Origin of the sequence: Devosia psychrophila (genome assembly GCF_000971275.1) — a bacterium.
Taxonomy (GTDB): domain Bacteria; phylum Pseudomonadota; class Alphaproteobacteria; order Rhizobiales; family Devosiaceae; genus Devosia; species Devosia psychrophila.
The window spans coordinates 16,492-40,022 of record NZ_LAPV01000075.1 but is presented as its reverse complement, the minus strand read 5'-3'; the positions used below and the strand labels follow the sequence as shown (position 1 = coordinate 40,022).

25 protein-coding genes are annotated in these 23,531 nt (G+C 60.1%); 8 read left to right on the top strand and 17 right to left on the bottom strand.

Features of this window, described 5'->3' with window-relative positions; genetic code table 11:
* The 3 genes from WH91_RS23255 to WH91_RS06360 all read right to left on the bottom strand — a co-directional run.
* Positions 1–161, bottom strand: a 161-nt coding sequence (locus tag WH91_RS23255; protein WP_144408352.1) for a transposase, incomplete at its 3' end; no start/stop codon positions are given.
* Between the two features lie 385 nt (positions 162–546).
* Positions 547–1,917: a PleD family two-component system response regulator gene (locus WH91_RS06365; protein ID WP_046170153.1), complete on the bottom strand. Its 1,371-nt coding sequence runs from the start codon at positions 1,915–1,917 to the stop codon at positions 547–549.
* 82 nt (positions 1,918–1,999) lie between these two features.
* Positions 2,000–2,371 (bottom strand): response regulator, encoded by a 372-nt coding sequence (locus tag WH91_RS06360; protein WP_046170152.1) that lies wholly within the window; start codon positions 2,369–2,371, stop codon positions 2,000–2,002.
* A gap of 98 nt (positions 2,372–2,469) precedes the next feature.
* Here WH91_RS06360 and WH91_RS06355 point away from each other — a divergent pair, with 98 nt between their 5' ends.
* From WH91_RS06355 to WH91_RS06325, 7 genes are all read left to right on the top strand, one after another.
* Positions 2,470–2,748, top strand: coding sequence for a DUF3572 family protein (locus WH91_RS06355; protein WP_158409526.1), 279 nt, complete (start codon positions 2,470–2,472; stop codon positions 2,746–2,748).
* A gap of 3 nt (positions 2,749–2,751) precedes the next feature.
* Entirely contained in the window at positions 2,752–4,074 is a 1,323-nt protein-coding gene (locus WH91_RS06350; RefSeq protein WP_046170150.1) for a DNA polymerase IV, read from the top strand.
* Complete coding sequence (locus WH91_RS06345) at positions 4,071–4,529, top strand: RidA family protein (RefSeq protein ID WP_046170149.1); 459 nt, start codon at positions 4,071–4,073, stop codon at positions 4,527–4,529. The genes WH91_RS06350 and WH91_RS06345 overlap by 4 nt, the downstream gene beginning before the upstream one ends.
* 72 nt (positions 4,530–4,601) lie before the next feature.
* A complete protein-coding gene (locus WH91_RS06340) occupies positions 4,602–5,363 on the top strand; it encodes a glycerophosphodiester phosphodiesterase family protein (RefSeq protein WP_046170148.1) in 762 nt (253 codons plus the stop codon).
* A 75-nt stretch (positions 5,364–5,438) separates the two neighbouring features.
* Complete coding sequence (locus tag WH91_RS06335; protein WP_052952634.1) at positions 5,439–6,617, top strand: GNAT family N-acetyltransferase; 1,179 nt, start codon at positions 5,439–5,441, stop codon at positions 6,615–6,617.
* A gap of 3 nt (positions 6,618–6,620) precedes the next feature.
* Positions 6,621–7,796, top strand: coding sequence for a hypothetical protein (locus tag WH91_RS06330; RefSeq protein WP_144408351.1), 1,176 nt, complete (start codon positions 6,621–6,623; stop codon positions 7,794–7,796).
* A gap of 2 nt (positions 7,797–7,798) precedes the next feature.
* On the top strand, positions 7,799–8,215 hold the full coding sequence (locus WH91_RS06325) for an HIT family protein (RefSeq protein ID WP_046170146.1): 417 nt from the start codon (positions 7,799–7,801) through the stop codon (positions 8,213–8,215).
* Between the two features lie 121 nt (positions 8,216–8,336).
* Here the strand turns inward: WH91_RS06325 and WH91_RS06320 are convergent, their stop codons facing one another.
* Genes WH91_RS06320 through proS form a run of 3 tightly spaced genes read right to left on the bottom strand, consistent with a single transcriptional unit; the run spans position 8,337 to position 11,747 of the window.
* Positions 8,337–9,023, bottom strand: a complete 687-nt coding sequence (locus WH91_RS06320) for an ABC transporter ATP-binding protein (RefSeq protein ID WP_046170145.1) — start codon at positions 9,021–9,023, stop codon at positions 8,337–8,339.
* Entirely contained in the window at positions 9,016–10,401 is a 1,386-nt protein-coding gene (locus WH91_RS06315; RefSeq protein ID WP_425285361.1) for an ABC transporter permease, read from the bottom strand. Before WH91_RS06315 ends, WH91_RS06320 begins: the two co-directional genes overlap by 8 nt.
* Positions 10,398–11,747 carry a proline--tRNA ligase gene (proS, locus tag WH91_RS06310; protein ID WP_046170144.1) on the bottom strand — a complete coding sequence of 450 codons (1,350 nt, stop codon included), beginning with the start codon at positions 11,745–11,747 and terminating at the stop codon, positions 10,398–10,400. The genes WH91_RS06315 and proS overlap by 4 nt, the downstream gene beginning before the upstream one ends.
* 326 nt (positions 11,748–12,073) lie before the next feature.
* Here proS and WH91_RS06305 point away from each other — a divergent pair, with 326 nt between their 5' ends.
* Positions 12,074–12,403 carry an MmcQ/YjbR family DNA-binding protein gene (locus WH91_RS06305; RefSeq protein ID WP_046170143.1) on the top strand — a complete coding sequence of 110 codons (330 nt, stop codon included), beginning with the start codon at positions 12,074–12,076 and terminating at the stop codon, positions 12,401–12,403.
* Here the strand turns inward: WH91_RS06305 and WH91_RS06300 are convergent.
* The 11 genes from WH91_RS06300 to nuoH all read right to left on the bottom strand — a co-directional run bounded on the left by WH91_RS06300 (position 12,400) and on the right by nuoH (position 23,529).
* A complete protein-coding gene (locus tag WH91_RS06300) occupies positions 12,400–12,864 on the bottom strand; it encodes a hypothetical protein (RefSeq protein ID WP_046170142.1) in 465 nt (154 codons plus the stop codon). The genes WH91_RS06305 and WH91_RS06300 overlap by 4 nt on opposite strands.
* Positions 12,865–12,918: 54 nt before the next feature.
* Positions 12,919–13,167, bottom strand: a complete 249-nt coding sequence (locus WH91_RS06295) for a DUF1467 family protein (RefSeq protein WP_046170141.1) — start codon at positions 13,165–13,167, stop codon at positions 12,919–12,921.
* A 94-nt stretch (positions 13,168–13,261) separates the two neighbouring features.
* Complete coding sequence (locus WH91_RS06290; RefSeq protein WP_046170140.1) at positions 13,262–14,935, bottom strand: ribonuclease J; 1,674 nt, start codon at positions 14,933–14,935, stop codon at positions 13,262–13,264.
* 73 nt (positions 14,936–15,008) lie between these two features.
* The gene (locus WH91_RS06285; RefSeq protein WP_046170139.1) at positions 15,009–15,839 is read right to left on the bottom strand and encodes a biotin--[acetyl-CoA-carboxylase] ligase; all 831 of its coding nucleotides are present in this window, start codon (positions 15,837–15,839) and stop codon (positions 15,009–15,011) included.
* The gene (nuoN, locus tag WH91_RS06280; protein ID WP_074797721.1) at positions 15,840–17,285 is read right to left on the bottom strand and encodes an NADH-quinone oxidoreductase subunit NuoN; all 1,446 of its coding nucleotides are present in this window, start codon (positions 17,283–17,285) and stop codon (positions 15,840–15,842) included. It abuts the gene before it with no gap.
* A 9-nt stretch (positions 17,286–17,294) separates the two neighbouring features.
* Complete coding sequence (locus WH91_RS06275; RefSeq protein ID WP_046170138.1) at positions 17,295–18,869, bottom strand: NADH-quinone oxidoreductase subunit M; 1,575 nt, start codon at positions 18,867–18,869, stop codon at positions 17,295–17,297.
* Positions 18,869–20,986 carry an NADH-quinone oxidoreductase subunit L gene (gene nuoL / locus WH91_RS06270; protein ID WP_046170137.1) on the bottom strand — a complete coding sequence of 706 codons (2,118 nt, stop codon included), beginning with the start codon at positions 20,984–20,986 and terminating at the stop codon, positions 18,869–18,871. Before nuoL ends, WH91_RS06275 begins: the two co-directional genes overlap by 1 nt.
* Before the next feature lie 11 nt (positions 20,987–20,997).
* Positions 20,998–21,312, bottom strand: a complete 315-nt coding sequence (gene nuoK / locus WH91_RS06265) for an NADH-quinone oxidoreductase subunit NuoK (RefSeq protein WP_425285360.1) — start codon at positions 21,310–21,312, stop codon at positions 20,998–21,000.
* A gap of 9 nt (positions 21,313–21,321) precedes the next feature.
* The gene (locus WH91_RS06260; protein ID WP_046170136.1) at positions 21,322–21,930 is read right to left on the bottom strand and encodes an NADH-quinone oxidoreductase subunit J; all 609 of its coding nucleotides are present in this window, start codon (positions 21,928–21,930) and stop codon (positions 21,322–21,324) included.
* Between the two features lie 13 nt (positions 21,931–21,943).
* The gene (nuoI, locus tag WH91_RS06255; protein ID WP_046170135.1) at positions 21,944–22,432 is read right to left on the bottom strand and encodes an NADH-quinone oxidoreductase subunit NuoI; all 489 of its coding nucleotides are present in this window, start codon (positions 22,430–22,432) and stop codon (positions 21,944–21,946) included.
* Positions 22,432–23,529 carry an NADH-quinone oxidoreductase subunit NuoH gene (gene nuoH, locus WH91_RS06250; protein ID WP_082102022.1) on the bottom strand — a complete coding sequence of 366 codons (1,098 nt, stop codon included), beginning with the start codon at positions 23,527–23,529 and terminating at the stop codon, positions 22,432–22,434. Before nuoH ends, nuoI begins: the two co-directional genes overlap by 1 nt.
* Between the last annotated feature and the right edge of the window lie 2 nt (positions 23,530–23,531).

Sequence of the window (23,531 nt, the reverse complement as noted above, 5' to 3'; positions counted from 1 at the left end):
TCATGCATGTCGCGCCAGGGGCAGCCAACCCGCAGAACATGGAGCATGCCGTTCAGATAACGGCGATTGTCTTGCGCTGGTCGGGACTTGCGCCCTCGTTCAGCCGGCAAAAGCTCTCCAATGAGCCGCCACTCTGCGTCCGACAAATCCCCGCGTGCCAAAACCGCCTCCTAAAAAGCAGTCTTGAATCACAGCAAAGACGTTTTGGGAATCCAGTTTGTCAACACGACCTAACAGTCTGCTAACGCGAGACGGACCAAGTGTCAGATCTGTGGACATGAAATGAATGAGTGGCTGGTCCGGAGCGGCATGTCGAAGAGGCCACTCTGTCCGCATCCGGACCAACCGCCCTACGGGACTCAGGCGTTGCGGCGGACCTGAGATAGCCGTAGGGAACCCTCGGTAACTGTCCTAAAATGGGACACTCGCCGTGTTGGGGGCAACCTACGCTTAGTTGGGAATAACTCAAGGATTACCAGTGGACTCAAGCCGGTAAAGCTTTGTTAATTATAACGGATAACCCTAACGCAGCCAGCCGCGAAGCTCTTACGCGGCGTCGAATACCACGCGATTGCGGCCTTCGCGCTTGGCCCGATACAGCGCCACATCAGCCCGCTTGATGAGGGACTCAGGCGTGTCGGATGCGTTCTCGTTCAGCGTCACGCCGGCCGAAACGGTCACCGCTAACGGACGCCCGGCGTTGACCTCGAACACCCGCTCGGAAATCGACTGCCGTACCCGCTCGGCCACCATCTCGGCCTGAGCGTAGTCGGTGTCGGGCATCAACACGACGAACTCTTCGCCACCAAATCTGCAAGCAAGATCAACGCCCCGGATGTTTCGCTTCAGGCGTGAGGCGAACTCTTTGAGCACTGCATCGCCAATATCGTGGCCATAGGTGTCATTGACCGACTTGAAGTGGTCGATGTCCAGGATCATCAGCGCCATGTCGCGCTCCTGGTTCTGCGCCTTGCTCAACATGACGCCAAGATGGCGATCGAAATAGCGGCGATTATACAGCCCTGTCATGTCGTCAGTCACGGCCAAGGCCATGGTATTACTGACACTTTGGCGGAGTTCCATGGCATAGCGTTGGCGGCGAATCTGCGTCCGCACCCGAGCTGCCAGCTCATTGCGCTCGACTGGCCGCGAAATGAAGTCGTTGACGCCCAGGTCCAGCGCCCGCACCACACGCGGCTTGTCGGCCTCGTCGGCCACCAAAATGATGGGCAGGTTGCGCGTGTGTTCGAGCGTGCGAATCTGCGAACAGACGCGCAGCGGATCGAAATCGGTCAGCGACATCGCGACCAGTGCTAATTCATAATGTTTGCCAGTGACTTGGAACACCGCATCGGCCGGCTGGGTCAAGATATCCACGTCGTGTTCCGGCGTGAGATAATTCTTCAGCCGTTCGGCATGGCGCTGATCGGTATCGACAATGAGAATGGAGCCACCGGCCGTATTGATCTTGTCCATCTGCCGAATGGCGTCTTCGATGGCGATCTGTTGCCCGGTCATGGCGCGGGCGCGCAATTCATCGGTCAGCGACTTCAGCCGCACCAGGCTTTTGACGCGCGCCATCAGTTGCACGTCGTCGACCGGCTTGGTCAGGAAGTCATCGGCACCAGCCTCAAGGCCATTTACCCGGTCGGATGGCTGGTCTAGGGCGGTGATCATCACCACGGGCACATGCTGGGTACGGGGATTGGCCTTGATGCGACGGCAAACTTCGAAGCCGTCCATGTCTGGCATCATGACGTCGAGCAACACGATATCGACGTCGGAAGTATCAAGTATTTCAAGGGCTTGCGGACCTGACGAGGCCGTGACGACGTCGTAATATTCCGCCGAAAGCCGCGCTTCAAGCAGCCTGACATTGGTAGGGATATCGTCAACGATCAGTATGCGTGCAGTCACTGTGGGCCCCGAAACTGTGCGGCGGCCGATGGCTTCCCTGCATCGGCGTCAAGCAGCCGATCAGACAGTCCAGACTGCGTGATCAGGCCGGCCCAATGTATCGAGCAATAGTTTCCAGAAAGTGAGGCACCGAGATCGGTTTACTGATGTAACCCTCACAACCGCCTTGCAAAATTCGCTCCTCGTCGCCCTTCATGGCGAAAGCCGTTACGGCGATCACCGGAATATGGGCCAGGTCATCATCGTCCTTGAGCCACTTGGTCACAACAAGCCCCGAAACCTCGGGAAGCTGGATATCCATCAGGATCAGATCGGGGCGATGGGCGCGCGCAAGATCCAGCGCCTCCATGCCGTTGCGGGTCTGGATGACGGCATATCCACGCGATTCCAGCAGATCGTTGAAGAGCTTCATGTTAAGCTCATTGTCTTCAACGATCATCACAGTTTTGGGCATTTGTCGTTCTCCGCGTCGCCGGGACGCTGGCGCCGCTTCGCATTACCGCACCATTCAGGTAGCATCGAATCTCTTACAAAACACCAATGAGGCCTGCAGTGCCGCGTTCTGAACGAGCCGAACCTTCCGTCGCTCCCCTGGCCGGGTCCTGCCTCGGCTACCTGGCGGAGCACCCGGAGGAGCTGCTCGCTTTCATGCAATACGCCGGTCTTGACCCGGATGCGCTACGCAATTCTGTTGGCTCGCCTGCCCTCCAGCACGGCCTCATCGACTATTTTGCCTCAAACGAACCGATTCTGCTCGCTTTCTGCGCGAACGCCGGACTTTCCCCGGAACAGTTCATGCGCGTGTGGCATCGGCTCAATCCAGCGGGGTAGGCAATGGCGCTCGATTGGCTCTGCCGCGACTGCCTGGCGCACGCCTCGAGCACTATCGTGCCGATGCGCTGCCCAAGCTGCGGCTCGCCGCGCCTGCGCAGCCACGAAGAGCTGTTCAGCCTATCGATCGCCCATGTCGACTGCGACGCCTTCTATGCCTCAGTCGAAAAACGCGACGATCCCAGCCTCCGCGACAAGCCACTGATCATCGGCGGCGGCACCCGCGGCGTCGTCTCCACCTGCTGCTACATCGCCCGCCAGTCCGGCATCCGCTCAGCCATGCCGATGTTCAAGGCCCTGCAGCTCTGCCCTGATGCCGTCGTCATCAAGCCCAACATGGCCAAGTATGTCGAGGTCAGCCGGCAGATTCGCACCTATATGGACGCCCTTACGCCCTTGGTCGAACCTCTCTCCATCGACGAGGCCTTCCTCGATCTCTCCGGCACCCAGACCCTGCACAAAGCCCCGCCCGCTCTAGTGTTGGCCCGTTTCGCCAAGGCGATCGAAACCGAGGTCGGCGTCAGCATTTCCGTCGGCCTCAGCCACAACAAGTTCCTCGCCAAAACCGCCTCCGACCTCGATAAGCCACGTGGCTTCGCAGTCATCGGCGCCGCCGAAACCATCGCATTCCTCGCTCCCAAACCGATCAGCCTGATCTACGGCGTCGGAAAGGTATTTGCCGAAACCCTGCGCAAGGATGGCTTGGTGACCATCGGCCAGCTTCAAGCAGAGCCACCGGAAAACCTGATGCGCCGCTACGGCGAGACCGGCGCCCGCCTGGCAAGGCTGGCCCGTGGCGAGGACAGCCGTCGTATTTCCATCGATGCCGAGATGAAGACCATCTCGTCGGAAACTACTTTCAACACCGATATCAGCGGCGTGGAAGAACTCTCGACCCAACTGCTACAGGTTACCGAACGCCTTTCCGAACGGCTCAAGGCCAAGAATGTGGTCGGCGACACGGTGACGCTCAAACTCAAATCAGCCGGTTTCCGCTTGCGTACACGCGCCCGGCATTTGATGATCCCCACGCAGCTCGCCAATGTGATCTATGAGACCGGCCTGTCGCTGCTCGAGCGCGAAATCGACGGCACCGCTTTCCGGCTGATTGGAATCGGTGTTTCGGGTATCGATACCGCCGATGGCAGCGATCCGGCCGACCTGATGGAGCCGGCCATCGCGCGCAAAGCCGCCGCGGAACGGGCCATGGACCGGGTCCGCACCCGTTTCGGCCGCGAGGCCGTGGTGCGCGGCAAGCTGTACCGACAAAAGCCGGCACCCGTGCCGGACGAACCAGACGACCAGAACGAAAGCAAGAGAAGATGACCAGTCCGATCGAAAAACTCCGCGAATATGGATACGAACTGCCGGCACCCAAGGCACCGGTGGCCAGCTATGTCCCAGTAACCCGGAGCGGCAACATCCTCTATGTCTCCGGTCAGATTTCAGCCGACGCCAATGGCGTCGTGACAGGCCGACTGGGGGATAACATGAATGTCGTGCAGGGCGGCAACGCTGCCGAACTGGCCGCGCTCAATGTATTGAGCCAGATCGTGCACATGGGCGGCGTACCGCTGGATGAGATCAAGCGTATTCTCAAGGTTACCGTTCTGGTTGCCTCCACCCCAGAGTTCACCGAACAGCATCTGGTGGCCAATGGTTGTTCGAACCTGCTCGTTGGCGTACTCGGCGACAAGGGCAAGCACGCCCGCGCGGCATTTGGCGTGGCCTCCCTGCCCTTCGGTGCTGCCGTGGAAATCGAGGCGGTCGTCGAAGTTTAGGTCGAAGGCCGACTGCAACACGATCGTCACACAACGGTGCCACTGAGGCTTCTCAAACACGACGAGGCCAGCATGACCGACACTCTGTTTCCAAACCCGATCGCCCATCGCGGCCTGCATGACCGCGCCAAGGGCGTAATCGAAAACAGCAGCAGTGCCTTCGAAGCGGCTGTAGCGGGCGGCTTTGCCATCGAGTGCGACGTGCAGATCACCTCCGACGGCGTGCCGGTGGTCTTTCATGACGACGACATGAAGCGCCTGCTGGGCGAGGAAGGCGCCGTTGCCGATACCACGGCCGCCGAGTTCTCCACGACGCCACTGCTCGATAGCGCTGCCGGTGATTGCCCGCAGAAGTTCGCCGACTTCCTGGCCCAGATCGCCGGGCGCACCCTGCTGCAGATCGAGCTCAAGCATCAGCGCGACGCTCATGGCACCCAACTGCTGGCGCGTTCGGTCGCCGAACTGCTGAAGTCATATGAGGGACCGGTCACCGTCGAATCGTTCGACCCCAACCTGCTCACGGCGATCCGCCAGTTCGGCTTCACCGGCCCGCGCGGCATTATCACCTATGATTATGAGCAGATAGACTGGGATACGCACCTGACCGAGCAGCAGCGCTATACCCTCCGTCATCTGCTGCACTGGCACGAGACACAATTCGACTTCATCTCATGCCACGACAAGGCCCTGCAGCTGCCGGCCATCACCTTCTGGCGCGCGCTGGGCAAGCCGGTGACGGCCTGGACCATCCGATCGCATGCGGAGGCCGACGCAGCAGCGCCATTCGTCGACCAGATAGTGTTCGAAGGTTTCACTCCCGCCAAATCTGCGTGATTGGCGCGGAAAACCTTACAATACTGAGCGAAGCGTCCTATCTTGGGGGACGCTTCCTCTCCGCCCGGACGTCCCTTGGCCGATCAGCCCACATTGCGCGCCACCATCCATTCCAGCACGGCCAGCATTCCCGCTGACATCTGGAACAGCCTTGTCCCATCTACGGACGGGGTCACGGATAACCCGTTCCTGGACCATGCCTTTTTTTTGGCATTGGAAGAGTCGGGCTGCGCCACGCCCAAGACGGGCTGGCAGCCGCAGCATATCTTGCTCAGCGATGAGAGCGAGCAGCCGCTGGGCCTTATGCCCCTCTTCCTCAAGTCGCATTCCATGGGCGAATATGTCTTCGACCATGGCTGGGCTGACGCCCTGGAGCGTGCTGGCGGCAGCTACTATCCCAAATTGCAATGCTCGGTGCCCTTCACGCCGGCGACCGCTCCCAAGCTGCTGGTGCCCTCTGGTAATGCCGCAATCACCGCCGCCCTGCTCTCGACCGCCCAGCAACTCGCCATCCAGCGCGAGGCGTCTTCGGTGCACGCGACCTTCGTACCGGAGGCCGAGGCGGATGCCACTTCCGGTGATGGCTGGCTAAAACGACTGGATACCCAGTTCCACTGGCACAATGATGGCTTTGCCAGCTTTGACGAATTCCTCGAAACCCTGTCTTCGCGCAAGCGCAAGACCATCAAGCGCGAGCGGCGCGATGCTTTAGCTGACGGCCTGACCATCAAATGGCTCAGTGGCGCTGACCTGCGCGAAGAACATTGGGACGCGTTCTACGATTTCTACGAGGACACCGGCGCCCGCAAATGGGGCCGGCCATACCTCAACCGCAAGTTCTTCTCGCTGCTCAACCAATCGATGGCCGACCGCATCGTCTTGATGCTGGCCTATGACGGCCCTACCCCCATTGCCGGCGCCATTAATTTCGTCGGCAAGGACCGCATCTTCGGCCGCAACTGGGGCTGCACCCGCGACGTGCCGTTCCTGCATTTCGAGCTCTGCTACTATCAGGCCATCGACTACGCCATTGAGCACAAGCTGGCAGTAGTAGAGGCCGGCGCCCAGGGCGAGCACAAGCTGGCGCGCGGCTATGCCCCGGCGACCACCTATTCCGTCCACTGGCTGGCCCATCCGGGGCTGCGCGAGGCTGTTGCCGACTACCTAGAGCGCGAACGCCGCTCGGTGGAGCACAGCCAGGAAGTTCTCGAGCAATACACCCCATTCCGCAAAGGCGAGCGTACCGATCGCTAAGGCGTGGCACGATCGCCACTTTCGCAGGCCGCGGAACGCTACTATGTAGAACCCATGATCTGGGACATTGTTATTTTCCTGCTGCAGGCCGCGTTCGTCTTCGTCGTTTCGACAGCACTGTTCGACGCGCTGCATTGGACCCTGCATCAGTGGGAAAGCTCATCCATACCGCTGCTGCGCAAGTTCTCGTCCTGGCACTGGGTGCACCACAAGTTTCTCGGCCTTGATATGCAGATCAACCCGGCTTACGCGCGGGCCAACATCTGGTTTCACATCATGCCCGAATACCTCGCCTCGATGGCAGGAACGTTGATTTTCCTGTTGGTTTTTCCGTGGCCGGTCATCGCTGCAGTCTCGGCAATTCGCGCAGTCATGCTGGTGATGACGCTGCGCGAAGAAGGCCTCGACTACAACCACATGTCTATGGATCGCGTTGGCGGACAGCAGGGCCTGCTCTGGGTTGGCAACAACTACCACGCGATGCACCACGTCTATCCGCACAATTTCTTCTCGTCTTTCGCGAACGTCTTCGACCTGATCTTCGGGACCACCTGCCAAATCGAAGGCCGGCGGTTTCTGGTAACGGGCGCCAGCGGGGCGTTTGGGTCTGCCATGGTGGAGAAACTGACCAAGCTGGGCGGAATCGTCGAGACGGCCAAATCCGGCGTCGACTTTACTGGCGGCAACTACGCGGCCATGCAGGAAAAACTCCAGCGCGCCGACGTGGTGATCCTGGCGCATGGCGCCAAGAGCGAGGATTGCTGGAATGCTAACAACGTCACCTTCCGCGATTTAACCGAACTGTTCACCGAGATCGGCAAGACCCGCTTGGCACCGCCGGAAGTCTGGGCCCTGGGCTCGGAAGTCGAGTTCCACGGCGATATGGGCATCGCTGAGCTCAAGGCTTATTCCGCTTCCAAACGTGCCTTCGCCCTGCGCGCCCGCGACTACTACCGTTCAGACGCGCTGATCTACCGCCACATCGTGCCGTCTTCATTTACGTCATCCATGGGCAAGGGCGCGATGAGTGCTGAGACCGCGGTCAACATGGCGCTGTTCCTGATCCGTCGCGGATTCCGCTACGTGCCGGTTACCTTCACGGGTCTCGCCGTGCTCAACTATTTCCGCTTTCGATTCTTCCAGAAGGACGAGGCGGACGTTTCACAGCCGGCGGAGTGACCATGAGCTACGACCCATCCAATATCTTCGCCAAGATCCTGCGCGGCGAGATCCCCGCCCATAAGGTTTACGAGGATGATGTGGCTCTCGTCATGATGGACATCTTCCCGCAGTCACGCGGGCATGTGCTGGTCGTTCCCAAGACAGCGTCGCGCAACCTGCTCGATGCCGACCCGGCTGCCCTCTCGGCAGCAATTCCGCTGGTTCAGAAGGTTGCCAAGGCCGTCAAGCAGGCGACCCGTGCCGACGGCATCCGTGTGGCACAGTTCAACGAGGCGCCTGCTGGGCAGACAGTGTTCCACCTGCATTTTCACATCATCCCCGTCTACGAGGGCGTGGAAATCGTCGCACATGGTGGCGGCAAGGCGGACGACGCGGAGCTTGCAGCGCTAGCCAAGGATATTGCCGCCGCGCTCTAGTGCGTTCGGCTGCCCTTCGCAGTGAGCAACGCCACGACAGCCATAGTCCCGATGATCATCAGCAAAGTCATGTGCCGTTCTCCTCAAGCAGGAGAGCAGACTATGCGCCCGTCTGCCTGGATCACAAAGTGTGATCGATCAGTAACCCGCCCTTGAGCGTAACGATCCGGTCAGCCCGGCGCGCCAGATCATGGTTATGCGTCGCAATAAGGGCCGCAGCACCCTCATTCTTGATCAGGTTGGCCAGCGCGCCAAAGACGATGTCGCTAGTCTCGGGATCGAGGTTGCCGGTGGGCTCGTCGGCCAGGATCACCTTGGGATGATTGGCAGCGGCGCGGGCAATGGCCACGCGCTGCTGCTCGCCGCCGGACAGCTCGGCCGGCCGGTGGCTGGCGCGTGGGCCGACCCCGAGCAGATCCAGTAACTCCATCGAGCGCTTGTCCGCTTCGGCCTGCGACTTGCCGGCGATCAGTTGCGGCATCGAGACATTTTCGAGCGCGGTGAACTCGGGCAACAGGTGGTGGAACTGGTAGACATAACCAACCGTCGAGCGGCGGAGCTGCGTTCGGCCGCGATCACCCAGCTTGCTGGTCGGAATGCCAATGATCTCGATTTCACCACCCTGCGGGCTCTCCAGCAGGCCAGAGAGATGCAGCAGGGTCGACTTGCCAGCGCCTGAAGGCGCAACCAGAGCAACCAGTTCGCCGCTGTGCACCGTCAGGTTGGCAGCCTCCAGCACGCGAATGATCTTGTCGCCTTGCCCATAGTGACGATGCACGTCGGTCAGGACCAGATGTGGCTTACTCATAACGCAGGGCCTCTACCGGGTCATATTGGGCGGCACGCCAGGCCGGATAAAGCGTGGCGAGGAAGCTGAGGCCAAGCGCAAGGCACACCACGATGGTAACTTCCAGCGGATCGGTCTTGGACGGCAGCGAAGATAGGAAGAACACTTCTGGCGGAAAGATGGCCACGCCCAGAGTGTTGGACAAGGCTGCCCGCAGCGTCTCGGCGTTCGAGGCAACGATCAAGCCCAGCGCAACGCCGCTAAGCGTGCCGATGACGCCGATTGTGGTGCCAGTGATTGAGAAAATCCTCATGATGGCGCCGCGCGTTGCCCCCATGGTGCGTAAAACCGCAATGTCCGAACTCTTGTCCTTCACCAGCATGATCAGGCTGGAAATGATGTTGAAGGCCGCCACAAGGATAATCATCGACAGGATGGTGAACATCACGACGCGCTCGACTTGCAGTGCCGAGAAGAAGGTCTCGTTGCGCTGCTGCCAGTCGGTAAGGATCAACGGCCGGCTCGATGGGTCGCTCTGCAGGCGTTGCCGCATGACCGCGATGTCGTCGGGATCGTCGATGAAGATTTCGGCGGCCGATGCGCGGCCGATCCTCTCATAATATTCCGACATCTGCTCATTGGTCAGCGGCGGGTCCAGCGGTCCGGTCGCCGGCGGCTGCATGCCGGGCTTGAGGACCTCGTCGAACATCTTGAAATAGTCCTGCGCCGGTTCGAGCGGCATGTAGATGAACAGGCTGTCGAACTCGACCATGCCCAGGTCGAAGATGACGTTGACCGGATAGGACTTGATCTGCGGTGTAGAGCCAAACGGCGTCATCGCCCCGTCAGGATTGATGATCTGGACCTGGTCGCCCAGAGAGACGCCCAGCGTCTGCGCTAGGCGATAACCGATGCCAATGCCCCGAGTCTCGTCCCACTGGTCCCAGCCACCCTGTGCGGCCGAATTGTACAAGAGCTTGAGCTTCTTGAGGTTTTCCTCGTCCATGCCCCGCACCGAAGCGCCGGTCGAACTACCCTGCCCCGAAGCCAGCACCTGGCCTTCGACGAAATACACCGCAAAATCGACGCCATCGATTTTCTCGATCGAAGCAATCGTGTCCTTGTAGTCGGTGAACTCACGCTCGATGGGATAGGCGGTAAAATGACCATTTAGGCCGAGGATTTTGGTCAGCAGTTCGGCGCGAAAGCCGTTCATGACCGACATGACGACAATCAGCGTCGCCACGCCGATAGCCACTCCGACCATGGTCAGGCTGGCGATTACGGAGATGAACGCTTCTTTGCGCCGGGCACGCAGATAGCGCCCGGCGATCATCCATTCGAAGCGCGAAAAGGCGCGCGTGCCCTTGTTCAGCAGAGGCGGCGCCGTGTCGGTCAAATGTCGGTCTTTCGCTGCGGTTCGATGAGGCTCTTGAGGCGGGCGACCGCGTCGGCAATCGGCAGCGTTTCGCGCTCGCCGGTCTTGCGATGCTTGATCTCGGCATCACCCGAAGCGAGGCCACGCGGCCCCAGGATGATCTGGTACGGAATGCCGATCAGGTCAGCGGTATTGAATTTGGCGCCGGCACCCTGGTCGCGGTCGTCATACAGCATGTCGAGGCCAGCCGCGTTCAGCTCTCCATAAAGCTTGTCGCAGGCCGTATCACAGGCGGCGTCGCCGGCCTTGAGATTGATCAGCACGGCTTCGAATGGGGCGACGGAAACCGGCCATACGATGCCGGAATCGTCGTGAAACGCTTCGATGATGGCCGGTACGAGACGCGAGGGCCCGATGCCATAAGAGCCCATATGCACGATGGTTTCCTTGCCGTCCGACCCGGTGACCGTGGCCTTCATGGGTTCGGAATACTTGGTGCCGAAGTAGAAAATATGGCCAACTTCGATGCCGCGCGCAGAAACCCGGAATTCCTCGGGAACGGCGGCTTCGTATTCAGCCATATCGACCATGTCTTCGGTCGCAGCATAAAGCGAGGTCCAGTCGTCGAACATCGGCTTGAGGTCACCGCGGAAGTCGGTGTCCTTGCCGGGAATGGGTTTGTCCAGCAGGCGGCTGTCGCAGAACACGGCGCTTTCGCCGGTCTCGGCCAACACGATCCACTCATGGCTGAGGTCGCCGCCGATTGGGCCTGTATCGGCGCGCATCGGAATAGCGGTCAGGCCCATGCGGGCATAGGTGCGCAGATATGAGGCGAAGACCCGCTCATAGGCTTTCACCGCGTCTTCCTTAGTCAGGTCGAACGAATAGCCGTCCTTCATCAGGAATTCGCGGCTGCGCATAGTGCCAAAGCGGGGACGCACCTCGTCGCGGAACTTCCACTGGATATGATAGAGGTTCAGCGGCAAGTCCTTGTAGGACTTGACGTATGTGCGGAAAATGTCTGTGACCAACTCTTCATTGGTCGGGCCGTAGAGGAATTCGCGCTCGTGGCGATCCTCGATGCGCAGCATCTCCTTGCCATAGGCGTCGTAGCGCCCCGACTCGCGCCACAGGTCAGCCGACTGGATGGTCGGCATCAGAAGCTGGATCGCGCCAGCGCGATTTTGCTCTTCTTCGATGATCTTCTGTACCTTCATCAGCACTTTGTAGCCAAGCGGCAGCCATGAATAGAGTCCAGCCGCTTGCTGGCGGATCATGCCGGCACGCAGCATAAGGCGATGCGAGGCAATTTCGGCTTCCTTGGGCACATCGCGCAGTACGGGCAAGAAATAGCGAGACAGGCGCATGGAAAACTCCCGGAAAAATCCGTCGACTCGAGGCTTTTGTTGATGCCCACTCAAATCCTGTTCGTCCATCCTACGCAAGCATGGAAGGCATGCAGAATCTGCGTGACAGCGCGAAATCTTATTGTTAGAGTCTGTGACAATAAAGCACAGGCGGTGACAAACCGCCGGACGTCGACAACGTCAAGGGAGGAGCGTTGGCTGCCGCTTCATAGCGTGCCTAAGACCAGCGTATTGTCGATCAAACTCAATTCAGCGGGGCCTTGCGCCCCGCTTTTTTGTTTCCGATTCAGACTATAAGCGGTAACTGCAAAAGAGAAGGGGCAGCGATGGCGCATGCGGCAGACCTCAGACGCATGGCTCTGGCCTTGCCCGGCACCGGCGAAGCACCGCATTTCGACCGCGCTGCGTTCAAGGTCGACCGCATCTATGTGACATTGACGGGCGATGGGCTCACCGCCAATTTCAAGTTCACACCGGATGAGCAGGAGTTCAAATGCCAGTTGGCCCCTGAAGTCTTTGCGCCAATCGATAATGCCTGGGGACGCCAGGGCTGGACTGTCGCGACGCTTGCGGCTGCGACGATGGATGATATCCAGCTTGCCCTGGAAATGGCCCACGCACACGCCCTCGGAAAGCCAAAACACAAACGAGCTTAGCGTTCGCAGCCTTCAACAAAACCGTCGAGGCCGATATCGGTCACCGAGAATCGGTGGCTATGCACATCATAGGAAATCTGGATCGGTTGGCTTGCTGCCTGGGCCGCATCCAGAATGTCGCGGACGCGCGCTTCTTCCCGCGTTTCCAGCACCACGGTTCGCTCACCCTCGACTTCGTCGTAGTAGCCGCTGAGATCGTCGAACCGGACGCCATCGATCAAGGCATTGACGGAGACATCCGCAAACTCATCGTCACCGGCCTCGGCGTCGAGACTGGTAACGACCAGCATCTGGATGTCGTCCGGGTCGACATTGTCGCAGTAGAATTGCAGCTCGTCGATGCCATCCGATTGGTAAGCGACGTATTCCCAGGTTTTCTTGGTGTCGTGGCTATTCAGCTCCCAAACCGTAACGGCTGCCGAAGCGAGCAGCAAGGGCAGGAAAATGACTGTCCGGTACATGACGGTCCCCGCGTGGGAAGGCAAGCTGGCGACGAAGGGGCGCGGATGTAGCGCTCAACGATTCCAGTAGTGGTGCAGCGTTTCGTTGCTCAGGCCCCAGAACAGCAGAGCGGTCACCACAATGGCAATGCCGGTGGCGATCAGGGCGCGGCGTAGCAGATGTGGCACTGCCGGTGCTCCGGGATCGGTGCCCGCCACGACGTGACCGACCTCCGACTGACTGCGATTGCTAATCGGCAGCACGGCGACAAAACTCAGCCACCAGATGACGAAAAACACGGCGATGACGGAGCCGATCTGCATGGGCTTTCCTTCGTTAAATCCTGTACCTAGATACGCCGACGGGCATCTCTGCGAAAGCAGAAATGCCCGTTTCCTATTGCCGCACTAAGATCGGTCAGACGCGGTGCACGAAGACCGAGACGTTAGGCTTGCGGCCCCAATAGGCGTTGACCTCATTGCGGATGGCCTTGAAGAGGGCCGAATTCAGCACTTCGGTATCGCTGCGGCGCTTCGGCGGCATCGACTTCAGTACGCCGGCAACGGTGTCCTCCACCAGCTCGCTCAGCGACTCGTCCTCGGTCTCAGGCAGACCTTCGATCACCAGATCCGGGCCCGAGACGACCTGACCGCCGCCGTTGACGCAGAGGCTGACCACGACGTGTCCGCCAAACGACAGGCGCCGCCGGCCTTTAACGCCGGATTCTTCAGGCGTGCAGAGCACCAAGCCGTCGAGGTAAAGCTCGCCGGTCCGCACTTCACCCGGGAAAGCCAGCGTTTCCGGGAACAGGCGAACGAGATCGCCGTTGCGGGCTTCGATGACGTTGGCAATGCCGGAGTCGCGGCCAAGCTTGGCATGGGCAGTCAGATGAACGGCTTCACCATGCACGGGAATCAGCACGTCTGGCTTGAGCCATTCGTACAACCGGCGCAATTCCTCTCGGCGCGGATGGCCGGTGACATGCACCAGACCATCGCTCTGCGTGATAACTTCGACACCCTTGTCGATCAGCAGGTTCTGGATATCGATGACTTCACGCTCGTTGCCGGGAATGGCCCAGGACGAGAAGATCATGCGATCGCCAGCAGCAAGCTCGATCACCGGATGCTCGCCGCGCGCGATACGGGCGATGGCGGCACGCGCCTCGCCTTGCGACCCAGTACAGATCAGCACGATCTTGTTGCGGGCCAGCGTCTTGTAGGCGTCCTGGTCGAGCAGCGGCGGCAAGCCTTCGAGCATTCCCAGTTCGCGCGCGATACCGGTGATGCGGTGCAGCGAGCGACCGGACATGACCACCGTGCGGCCGGCCTTTTCGGCGGCACGGACGATGGAGATGACGCGGCCGACGTTGGACGCAAATGTGGTGACGGCAACCCGGTTGGGCGATTCGGCGATCATCGCAGCCAGATTGGCAGCGACCTCGGCTTCACTTGGGCTTTCGCCATCCTTGAGCGCATTGGTCGAGTCGCAGATCAGCGCCAGCGGCGTCGAGCGGTCTTCCCCGATTTTCTTGAGGCGCTCGACGTCGGTCGGCGCATTGCCAACGGGCGTCGGATCGAGCTTCCAGTCACCGGTATGCAGCACGCGCCCAACGGGCGTCGAGATCAGCAGGGCATTGGATTCGGGGATCGAGTGAGCAACGTTGATTGCCTCGATGGTGAAGGGGCCGACTTCAAATGGCTTGCCCGGACGCATGATGGTGACATCGACGTTCTCGACGATACCGTCGCCTGCCCGCTTCGCTGCCAGCATGGCGGCGGTGAAGGGCGTGCAATAGACCGGCTTTTCGAAGCCGGGCCACAGGTCCAGCACGGCGCCGTAATGGTCTTCGTGGCTGTGGGTGAGGATCAGCGCGAGCACATCGTCGGCGCGCTCTTCCAGAAATTCCGGATTGGCCATGATCAGCTCGATGCCGGGCAAGTCCGGGCCACCAAAGGTCACGCCGCAGTCGACGACGATCCACTTGCGCGAAGCCTCGGGGCCGAAGCCGTAGGCGCCCATGTTCATGCCGATTTCGCCAACGCCGCCGAGTGGCACGAAGACGAGTTCATCCCTTTGGTTTTTAGCCATTGGTCAGTTCAGTCCTTTCGAGCGCAACGCCGGGTCGATCATTGGTCGCCGGTCGCCTGCGCAGTAGTGATGGTCAGCTTCGGGCGCTGGCCGTTGCCCCAAAATGGACGTCGCCCGCGGTAATGGCGATGCGACGGTTATCTTCGGCACGGACGATCAATCGCCCCGCGTCGTCGATACTTTCAAAAATGCCACGCAGCACCTCGCCGTCCTGATTGACGGCAACGGGTGCGCCGATGCCCGCGGCGGAAGCGCGCCATTGCTTGAGCACGTCGCCGACGCCACGTCCATCGTCCCAAAGGCCAAAAGTGTCGACCCAGGCATCGCTGAGCGCTTCAAATACCTCTTCAGCATCGCGCTTGACGCCGAGATCGGCAAGGCTCGTCGCCGGATAAGGCAATCCCTGGGGTGCAGCGATGGCATTGACGCCGAAGCCTATTGCCACGGCGTGCCGCCCGTCGGGCAGCTTGCTGGCTTCCAACAATATGCCCGCAAGCTTTGCGCCATCGGCCAAAACGTCATTCGGCCACTTCAGCGCGATGCGACTGCCGCCTCCCAACGCATCCGCACCGTCGATCCCGATCTTGACGAGACCGCCCGGCAGTATCCTGGAAAGCGCACGATTGAGCGAAACGCCTGCAACGAAGCCCAGCGTCGCAGCAGAAGTAGGTTCGGCATCGGGCACGATCAAGAGCGTAGCGGCCAAATTGCCATAAGGACTTTCCCATTGGCGGCCGCGACGGCCCCTGCCCGCGGTCTGCTGGCGTGCGGCAAACCACACACCACCGGCATCTCCGGCGGCGGCAGCTTCGAGCGCTTTAGTATTGGTCGAGCCAATGGTGTCATAGCCGCGCAACCGATATCCGGCCGCGCGTGCTATCGGCCCTAGGCTAAAGTCCGTCACCTAGAACAGGCTTCCGGCGGCCGTGTGAGCAAAGTTGGCCAAGGGACCTCCCACGGTGAAATAGTAGGTCACGACGAGAAAGCCGCTCACACCAATGATGATGTTGAGCTCGGCAGGTACCGCCTCGAAGTCGCGCACTGGCTCGTCAAAATACATGACCTTTACCACGCGCAGGTAGTAAAACGCGCTGACGGCCGAGGCCAGTACGCCGATCACCGCCAGCACATATAACTGCGCATCAATCGCTGCGAGGAAGGCGTGCCATTTGGCAAAAAAGCCTGCAAGCGGCGGCATGCCGATCAGCGAGAACATGATGATTGCCATTACAGCCGCCACGAAGGGCCGCTTTTGCGCGGCTCCGGCCAGTTCGTCGATGGTTTCGACAGCGCCGTTTTCGGTGCGCAGCGACAACAGGCAGGCGAACAACCCCACCGTCATCGCCACATAGATCGCCATGTAGATGGCGACGCCTTCGACGCCCACTTGGGTGCCAGACGATAGGCCGACCAAGGCAAAACCCACATGGCCGATCGACGAATAGGCAATCAGGCGCTTGATCGACTTCTGGCCGATGGCAGCGAAAGCGGCCAGCACCATGGAGGCGATCGACAGGAAAATCACGACCTGCTGCCAGTCGCTGGTAATACCCTGGAAGGTGTCCATCACCAGACGAACAAGCAGCGCCATGGCGGCGACCTTGGGTGCCGTGGCGAAGAAGGCCGTAACCGGGGTCGGAGCGCCTTCATAAACGTCAGGCGTCCACATGTGGAACGGCACTGCGGAGATTTTGAAGGCAACGCCCGACAGCAGGAACACCATGCCGAAGATCAGGCCAATGGAGCGACCCTCGTCCGCAATGGCAATAACGATTTCCTGTAGATTGGTGTGGCCGGTAAAGCCGTACACCATGGATGCACCGTAAAGCAGCATGCCCGACGACAGCGCACCCAGCACGAAGTACTTGAGGCCCGCTTCCGTCGCCCGGCTGTCGTCGCGCTTAATGGCGGCGAGAACGTAGAGCGACAGAGACTGCAGTTCGAGCCCTACATAGAGGCTCATCAAGTCGTTAGCCGACACCATGGCCATCATGCCCAGCGTCGCGAGCAGAACCAGGATGGCATATTCGAACTTGTGCGTGCCGTATTCCTCGGCGCGCGGCAGGGCCAGCATCAGCGAGAAAGCCGAGCCGCCCAGCACGAGCACTTTCATGTAGCGGGCAAAACTGTCCGAGATGAACACGCCATTGAACAATACGCCTTCGGCCGGCGCGAACAATACGAGCGAGCCGACGACCAGCAACAACAGGACGGCGCCATAGGAGACCAGTAAGGAGCGTTCCTTGTTGATCACCACGCCGACAAGCAGCAGCACGATGGCGCCCACAGCCAGCAGCATTTCAGGATAGGCGGGAGCCAGGCTCGCGAAATCGGTAACGTCTGAGTTCACGGGACTCTCCTAGTGGGCAGCAGGCTCGGTGGCAGGTGCTTCTTCAGCACCAGCAACCGGTTCGGCGTGAGCAAGCGGCGCCTGCGCGTCGGCTAGCGATACAGCCGGGTCGAGGCCCACTGCAGTCGAATAGCGGGTAACGAGATTGTCGACAGCCGCGGCCGTCGTATCGAGTATCGGTGCCGGATAGAAACCAAACACGATGGTCAGCACGATCAGCGGATAGAGAATGAACCTCTCGCGCAGGTTGAGATCGAGAATACCCTTCAGGCTATCCTTGGTCAGTGCGCCAAAGATCACCCGACGATACAGCCAGAGCGCGTAGCAGGCCGACAGGATCACGCCAAAGGCCGCGCCGAAGCCGACCCAGGTGTTGACCTGGAACACGCCCATCATGGTCAGGAACTCGCCAACGAAGCCCGAGGTACCCGGCAGGCCAACGTTGGCCATGGTGAATACCATGAAGGCGAAGGCATAGCGCGGCATGCGTTCGACCAAGCCGCCGTAGGCCTCGATTTCGCGGGTATGCATGCGGTCATAGATGACGCCGACACAAAGGAACAGCGCACCCGACACGACGCCGTGCGAGATCATCTGGAACAGCGCGCCCTGGATACCCAGCGCATTGCCGGCAAAAATGCCCATGGTGACGAAACCCATGTGGGCCACCGACGAATAGGCGATCAGCTTCTTGATGTCGGTCTGGACCAGCGCGATCAGCGAGGTGATGATGATGGCCGCGACAGATAGGAAGAAGATTATGTTGGCGAATTGCAGCGAGGCATCCGGAAACATCGGCAGGCTGAAGCGCAGGAAACCGTAGCCGCCAAGCTTGAGCAGGATGGCGGCCAGGATCACCGAACCAGCGGTCGGCGCCTGAACGTGGGCCTCCGGCAGCCAGCGATGGAATGGCCACATCGGCATCTTGACGGCGAGCGAGGCAAAGAATGCCCACCACAGCCAGGGCTGCCAGTCCTTGGGGAAATTATGGGTCAGCAGGCGTGAAATGTCGGTGGTGCCGGCATTCCAGTACATCGCCATGATGGCCAGCAGCATCAGCACCGAGCCGATGAAGGTGTAGAAGAAGAACTTGTAGCTGGCCTGGATGCGCTTGGCGCCGCCCCAGATGCCGATGATCAGGAACATCGGCAGCAGCGTGCCTTCGAAGAACACGTAGAACATCGCCAGGTCGAGCGTGGTGAACACGCCGATCATCAAGGTCTCGAGGATCAGGAATACGATCATGTATTCCTTGACCCGTGTGTCGACTTCCCAGCTCGCGAGGATTGCGAATGGCATCAGCAGCGCCGTCAGCACCACGAACAGCACCGAGATGCCGTCGACGCCAACGCGATAGCCGATGGTGTCGCCGATCCATGGCTTGTTCACGACGAACTGGAAGCCAGCATTGGACGGATCAAAGCTCTGCCACATCGCCAGCGACAGCACGAGCGTGACCGCCGTGATCACCAATGCCATCCAGCGGATGGCATCGACCGAGTTTTTAGGCGTGAACAGGATCACTGCCGCGCCCACGAAGGGCAGCCAGGTGAGGACTGTGAGGATGGTATTTGCGAAGTTCATCAGATCAGTCCCCCGGCCGCGATGGCCCAGGTCAGCAGTGCCGCAATGCCGATCAGCATGGCGAAGGCGTAGTGATAGAGGTAGCCTGACTGCAGCTTGACGACCCATGACGTCACGTTCTGCACTCGGCGGCCAAGGCCCTCCGACAGCGTCTCGTCAATCAGCCAATCATCGAAGCCCTTCCACAAGGCACGTCCCACCCACAGGGCAGGCCTGACGAAGATCCTGTCGTACAACTCGTCGAAGTACCACTTGTTGAGCAGGAACTGGTAGAGGCCTGGATTTGTCGCGGCCAGACGGCCCGGCATTTCGGGACGACGGATGTACATGATGTAGGCGGTGCCTGCACCAATCAGCATAGCGATGGTCGCGCTCCACTTCACCCACAGCGGTACATGGTGCGCGGCTTCAATGATCTCGTGATCGACCACGATGGCCCCGGCGAAGAAGTGCTCGATATGCTCCACATCGTGGAAGAACATGCCGTAGAACACTGCACCGGCCAGAACAGCGCCGACCGCCAACACGTAGAGCGGGATTTGCATGACCTTTGGCGCCTCATGCGCGTGGTCATAGGCTGACCCATGCGCATGATGGTCGTCATGGGCATGATCGTCGTGAGCATGCGCGGCATGATCATCGGCCAGCGGCTCGTCATGGCTGTCGCCGTCATGAGCGTCAACCTGATGCCCATGATCTTGCTTTGCGTCGCGTGGCGAGCCGTGGAAGGTCAGGTGGATCAGGCGCCAGGAATAGAAGCTGGTGAACAGCGCGGCGATGACCAGCAGCCAGAAGGCGAACATGCCGGTATTGCCACCGAACGCATAGGCCGCTTCGATGATCGAGTCCTTGGAGAAGAACCCGGCGAAGCCGAGGAATTCCGAGCCCGGAATACCAACGCCCGTCAGGGCCAGCGTGCCGATCAGCATCATGGCATAGGTGATCGGGATCTTCTTGCGAAGGCCGCCCATGTTGCGCATGTCCTGCTCGTGATGCATGGCGTGGATCACCGCGCCGGCGCCCAGGAACAGCAGCGCCTTAAAGAAGGCATGCGTGAACAGGTGAAACACACCGGCAGAATAGGCCCCTGCCCCAAGCGCCACGAACATGTAACCGAGTTGGCTACAGGTTGAATATGCAATGACGCGCTTGATGTCGTTTTGCACCAGGCCCACCGTCGCCGCAAAGAATGCAGTGATGGCGCCGATGATCATCACGAAGGTCAGCGTGAAGGGCGATGTCTCGAACAGTGGCGAAAGGCGCGCCACCATGAACACGCCGGCGGTCACCATGGTCGCAGCATGGATCAACGCCGACACCGGAGTCGGGCCTTCCATGGCGTCCGGCAGCCAAGTGTGCAGCAGGAACTGCGCCGACTTGCCCATGGCACCCATGAACAGCAGCATGCAGATGACAGTCATGGCATCGAGCCGCCAGCCGAGGAACTGCATCACCGGCAGGCCGGTGGTGGAGAATTGGCTCGCTGCTTCGAAGGCGCCGTCAAAGTCGATATGGCCCAGCACCATGAAGGCGCCGAAAATGCCAAGGGCAAAGCCAAAGTCGCCGACGCGGTTGACGATGAAGGCCTTCATTGCCGCGGCCGTTGCCGATGGTTTGGTGTACCAGAAGCCGATCAGCAGGTAGGACGCGAGACCCACGCCTTCCCAACCAAAGAACATCTGCAGGAAGTTATCCGCAGTGATCAGCATCAACATGGCGAAGGTGAACAGCGACAGATAGGCAAAGAAGCGGCTGCGATGCGGATCGTCGGCCATGTAGCCGATTGAATAGACGTGCACGAGGCTGGACACGGTGTTGACCACGACTAGCATGATGGCGGTCAGCGTGTCGACGCGCAGTACCCAGCGCAGGTCCATGTCGCCGACTTGGATCCAGCGCATGATCTCGATCTTGAGGACCGCGGTTTCGCCGTCGACCGCACCGCCCATCAGCCCGCCGCCAAAGGCGACCGGCAGGAAGACGACCCAGCTCAGAACCGCTGAAATGATCAGCAGGCCGGTGGTAATGAACTCGCTCGGACGGTGGCCGATAGTGCGGCCGAGAAGCCCCGCGATCAGCGCGCCGACGAGAGGCAGGAAAACAATCGCCTGAATCATAGCGGTGGTTCTTAGCCCTTCAACTGGTTGACGTCTTCAACCGCGATCGAGCCGCGGTTGCGGTAGAAAATAACGAGAATGGCGAGACCAATGGCAGCCTCGGCAGCTGCCACGGTCAGGATCAGAAGCGCAAAAATCTGCCCCTGCAGATCATTCAGCGCCGCGCTGAAGGCGACCATGTTGAGGTTGACCGCGAGAAGGATCAACTCCACCGACATCAGGATGACGATGATATTCTTGCGGTTAATGAAGATGCCGAACACGCCAAGCGTGAACAGAATTGCTGCTACGGTCAGGTAGTGACCGAGCTCGATACCCAAGCCCATGGTTGCCTCCTACAGTCCTTGACCGCTTTTGACTTTGACCACTTCCAGCGTCTCGGATGGCCGACGGGCCACCTGATCCACTGGATTCTGGCGTTTGACATTCGTCTTGTGGCGCAGCGTCAGCACGATGGCGCCAATCATGGCGACCAGAAGCACTGCTGCGGCCCCCTGGAACAGGAAAACATAGCGCGTGTAAAGCACCAGTCCGATGGCACGCATGTTGTCGGTGGCCGCGTCGATTGGCAGTACCGACCCGGACGCAGCTTCTGGCGACACGACAAAGCTACCAGCCAACAACAGCAGTTCGAGCAGCAGGATGACCCCGACAACTACCCCGACCGGCGCATATTGCAGGAAGCCCTGCCGCAACGAGGCAAAGTCCACATCGAGCATCATCACGACGAACAGGAACAGCACCGCAACCGCGCCCACATAGACGACGATCAGCAGCAGCGCCAGGAATTCGGCGCCTGCCAGCATGAACAGGCCCGAGGCGTTGAAGAATGCCAGGATCAGGAACAGCACGGCATGCACCGGATTGCGCGCCGAGATGACCATGAGGGCGGACGCCACTAGGATCGCTGCGAACAAGTAGAAAAAGAAAAGTGGAAGGGTCATCTGCTCTTCCCTCTCAGCGATACGGGGCGTCGGCGCTGAGGTTGGCTGCGATTTCACGCTCCCAACGGTCGCCGTTGGCGAGGAGCTTCTCCTTGGAGAAGTAGAGCTCTTCACGCGTTTCGGTTGCGAATTCGAAGTTCGGGCCTTCGACGATGGCGTCTACCGGGCATGCTTCCTGGCAGAAACCGCAATAGATGCATTTCACCATGTCGATATCGTATCGCACGGTGCGGCGGGTACCGTCGTTCTGGCGCGGGCCAGCTTCGATGGTGATTGCCTGTGCCGGGCAGATCGCTTCGCACAGCTTGCAGGCAATGCAGCGCTCTTCGCCGTTAGGATAGCGGCGCAACGCATGCTCACCCCGAAAGCGCGGCGACACATGGCCCTTCTCGAAGGGATAGTTGATCGTCGGCTTTGGGGAGAAGAAATAACGCATGGTCAGGAAGAAGGCTTTCACCAGCTCTGTTAGGAGTAGCGTGTTGACGAACTGGGCGGCGCGCATCAAGCCATCCCTCCATGCCAGCCCCAGCCCGTGAGCTGGAGGACGAATGCAACAATGACGACCATGGTGAGCGACAGCGGCAGGAACAGTTTCCAACCGATCCGCATCAACTGGTCGTAGCGGTACCGCGGCACGATGGCCTTGGCCATGGCGATCATGAAGAACACCATGCTGAGCTTGATGACGAACCACACGACGCCGGGAATCCAGGTGAATGGCGGCAGGTCGATCGGCGCGGCCCAGCCGCCCAGGAACAGGACAGTGGTCATGGCGCACATCAAGAGGATCGAGATGTACTCACCCAGCATGAACAGCATGTAGGGCGTGGCCGAATATTCGGTCATGAAGCCGGCAACGAGTTCGGACTCGCCTTCCGCCAGATCGAATGGCGGACGGTTCGTCTCAGCCAGTGCCGAAATGTAGAAGATGATAAACATCGGGAACAGCGGCAGCCAGAACCAGTTCAGGAAGCTGAGCCACGGCACGCCGAGCATGTGGGCAAGGCCCATTTCCTGCTGGGCGACGACGATGTCGGACAGGTTCAGCGAGCCCACGCACAGCAGCACGGTGATGATGACGAGGCCGATGGAGACCTCGTAGGACACCATCTGGGCCGCGGCACGAAGCGAGCCGAGGAACGGATATTTCGAGTTGGACGCCCAGCCGCCGATGATCACGCCATAGACGCCAAGCGACGAAATGGCGAGCAGGTAGAGAATGCCCAGGTTGATATCGGCCATGACGACGCCAGGGCCAAAGGGGATCACGGCCCAGCCCGTCAAGGCCAGGGTGGCTGTCAGCAATGGCGCCAACAGGAACAGCACCTTGTCGGAGCCGCCCGGAATGATCGGCTCCTTGAGAGCGAACTTCAGCAGATCGGCAAAGCTCTGAAGCAGTCCGAAAGGGCCAACCACGTTCGGACCACGACGCATCTGCACGGCGGCCCAGATTTTGCGATCGGCCAAAAGGATAAACGCCGTAAAGATCAACAGCGAGATCAGCAGCAGCAGCGCCTTGTAGACCAAACCGACTTGAACGCCCCATCCGAGGATGGGAATGCCAAGCAGGTAGTCGAGAGCGGAGTTCACAAAGTCCATGA

Bases quoted from the DNA above. Each gene is read 5' to 3' on its own strand.
- WH91_RS06360 (WP_046170152.1), bottom strand. From the start codon at position 2,371: ATGCCCAAAACTGTGATGATCGTTGAAGACAATGAGCTTAACATGAAG.
- WH91_RS06320 (WP_046170145.1), bottom strand. From the start codon at position 9,023: ATGAGTAAGCCACATCTGGTCCTGACCGACGTGCATCGTCACTATGGG.
- nuoH (WP_082102022.1), bottom strand. From the start codon at position 23,529: ATGGACTTTGTGAACTCCGCTCTCGACTACCTGCTTGGCATTCCCATC.
- nuoI (WP_046170135.1), bottom strand. From the start codon at position 22,432: ATGCGCGCCGCCCAGTTCGTCAACACGCTACTCCTAACAGAGCTGGTG.
- nuoL (WP_046170137.1), bottom strand. From the start codon at position 20,986: ATGATTCAGGCGATTGTTTTCCTGCCTCTCGTCGGCGCGCTGATCGCG.
- proS (WP_046170144.1), bottom strand. From the start codon at position 11,747: ATGCGCCTGTCTCGCTATTTCTTGCCCGTACTGCGCGATGTGCCCAAG.
- nuoK (WP_425285360.1), bottom strand. From the start codon at position 21,312: ATGGGCTTGGGTATCGAGCTCGGTCACTACCTGACCGTAGCAGCAATT.
- WH91_RS06340 (WP_046170148.1), top strand. From the start codon at position 4,602: ATGACCGACACTCTGTTTCCAAACCCGATCGCCCATCGCGGCCTGCAT.
- WH91_RS06260 (WP_046170136.1), bottom strand. From the start codon at position 21,930: ATGACCCTTCCACTTTTCTTTTTCTACTTGTTCGCAGCGATCCTAGTG.
- WH91_RS06300 (WP_046170142.1), bottom strand. From the start codon at position 12,864: ATGTACCGGACAGTCATTTTCCTGCCCTTGCTGCTCGCTTCGGCAGCC.
- WH91_RS06350 (WP_046170150.1), top strand. From the start codon at position 2,752: ATGGCGCTCGATTGGCTCTGCCGCGACTGCCTGGCGCACGCCTCGAGC.
- WH91_RS06290 (WP_046170140.1), bottom strand. From the start codon at position 14,935: ATGGCTAAAAACCAAAGGGATGAACTCGTCTTCGTGCCACTCGGCGGC.
- WH91_RS06305 (WP_046170143.1), top strand. From the start codon at position 12,074: ATGGCGCATGCGGCAGACCTCAGACGCATGGCTCTGGCCTTGCCCGGC.
- WH91_RS06325 (WP_046170146.1), top strand. From the start codon at position 7,799: ATGAGCTACGACCCATCCAATATCTTCGCCAAGATCCTGCGCGGCGAG.
- WH91_RS06275 (WP_046170138.1), bottom strand. From the start codon at position 18,869: ATGAACTTCGCAAATACCATCCTCACAGTCCTCACCTGGCTGCCCTTC.
- WH91_RS06345 (WP_046170149.1), top strand. From the start codon at position 4,071: ATGACCAGTCCGATCGAAAAACTCCGCGAATATGGATACGAACTGCCG.
- WH91_RS06295 (WP_046170141.1), bottom strand. From the start codon at position 13,167: ATGCAGATCGGCTCCGTCATCGCCGTGTTTTTCGTCATCTGGTGGCTG.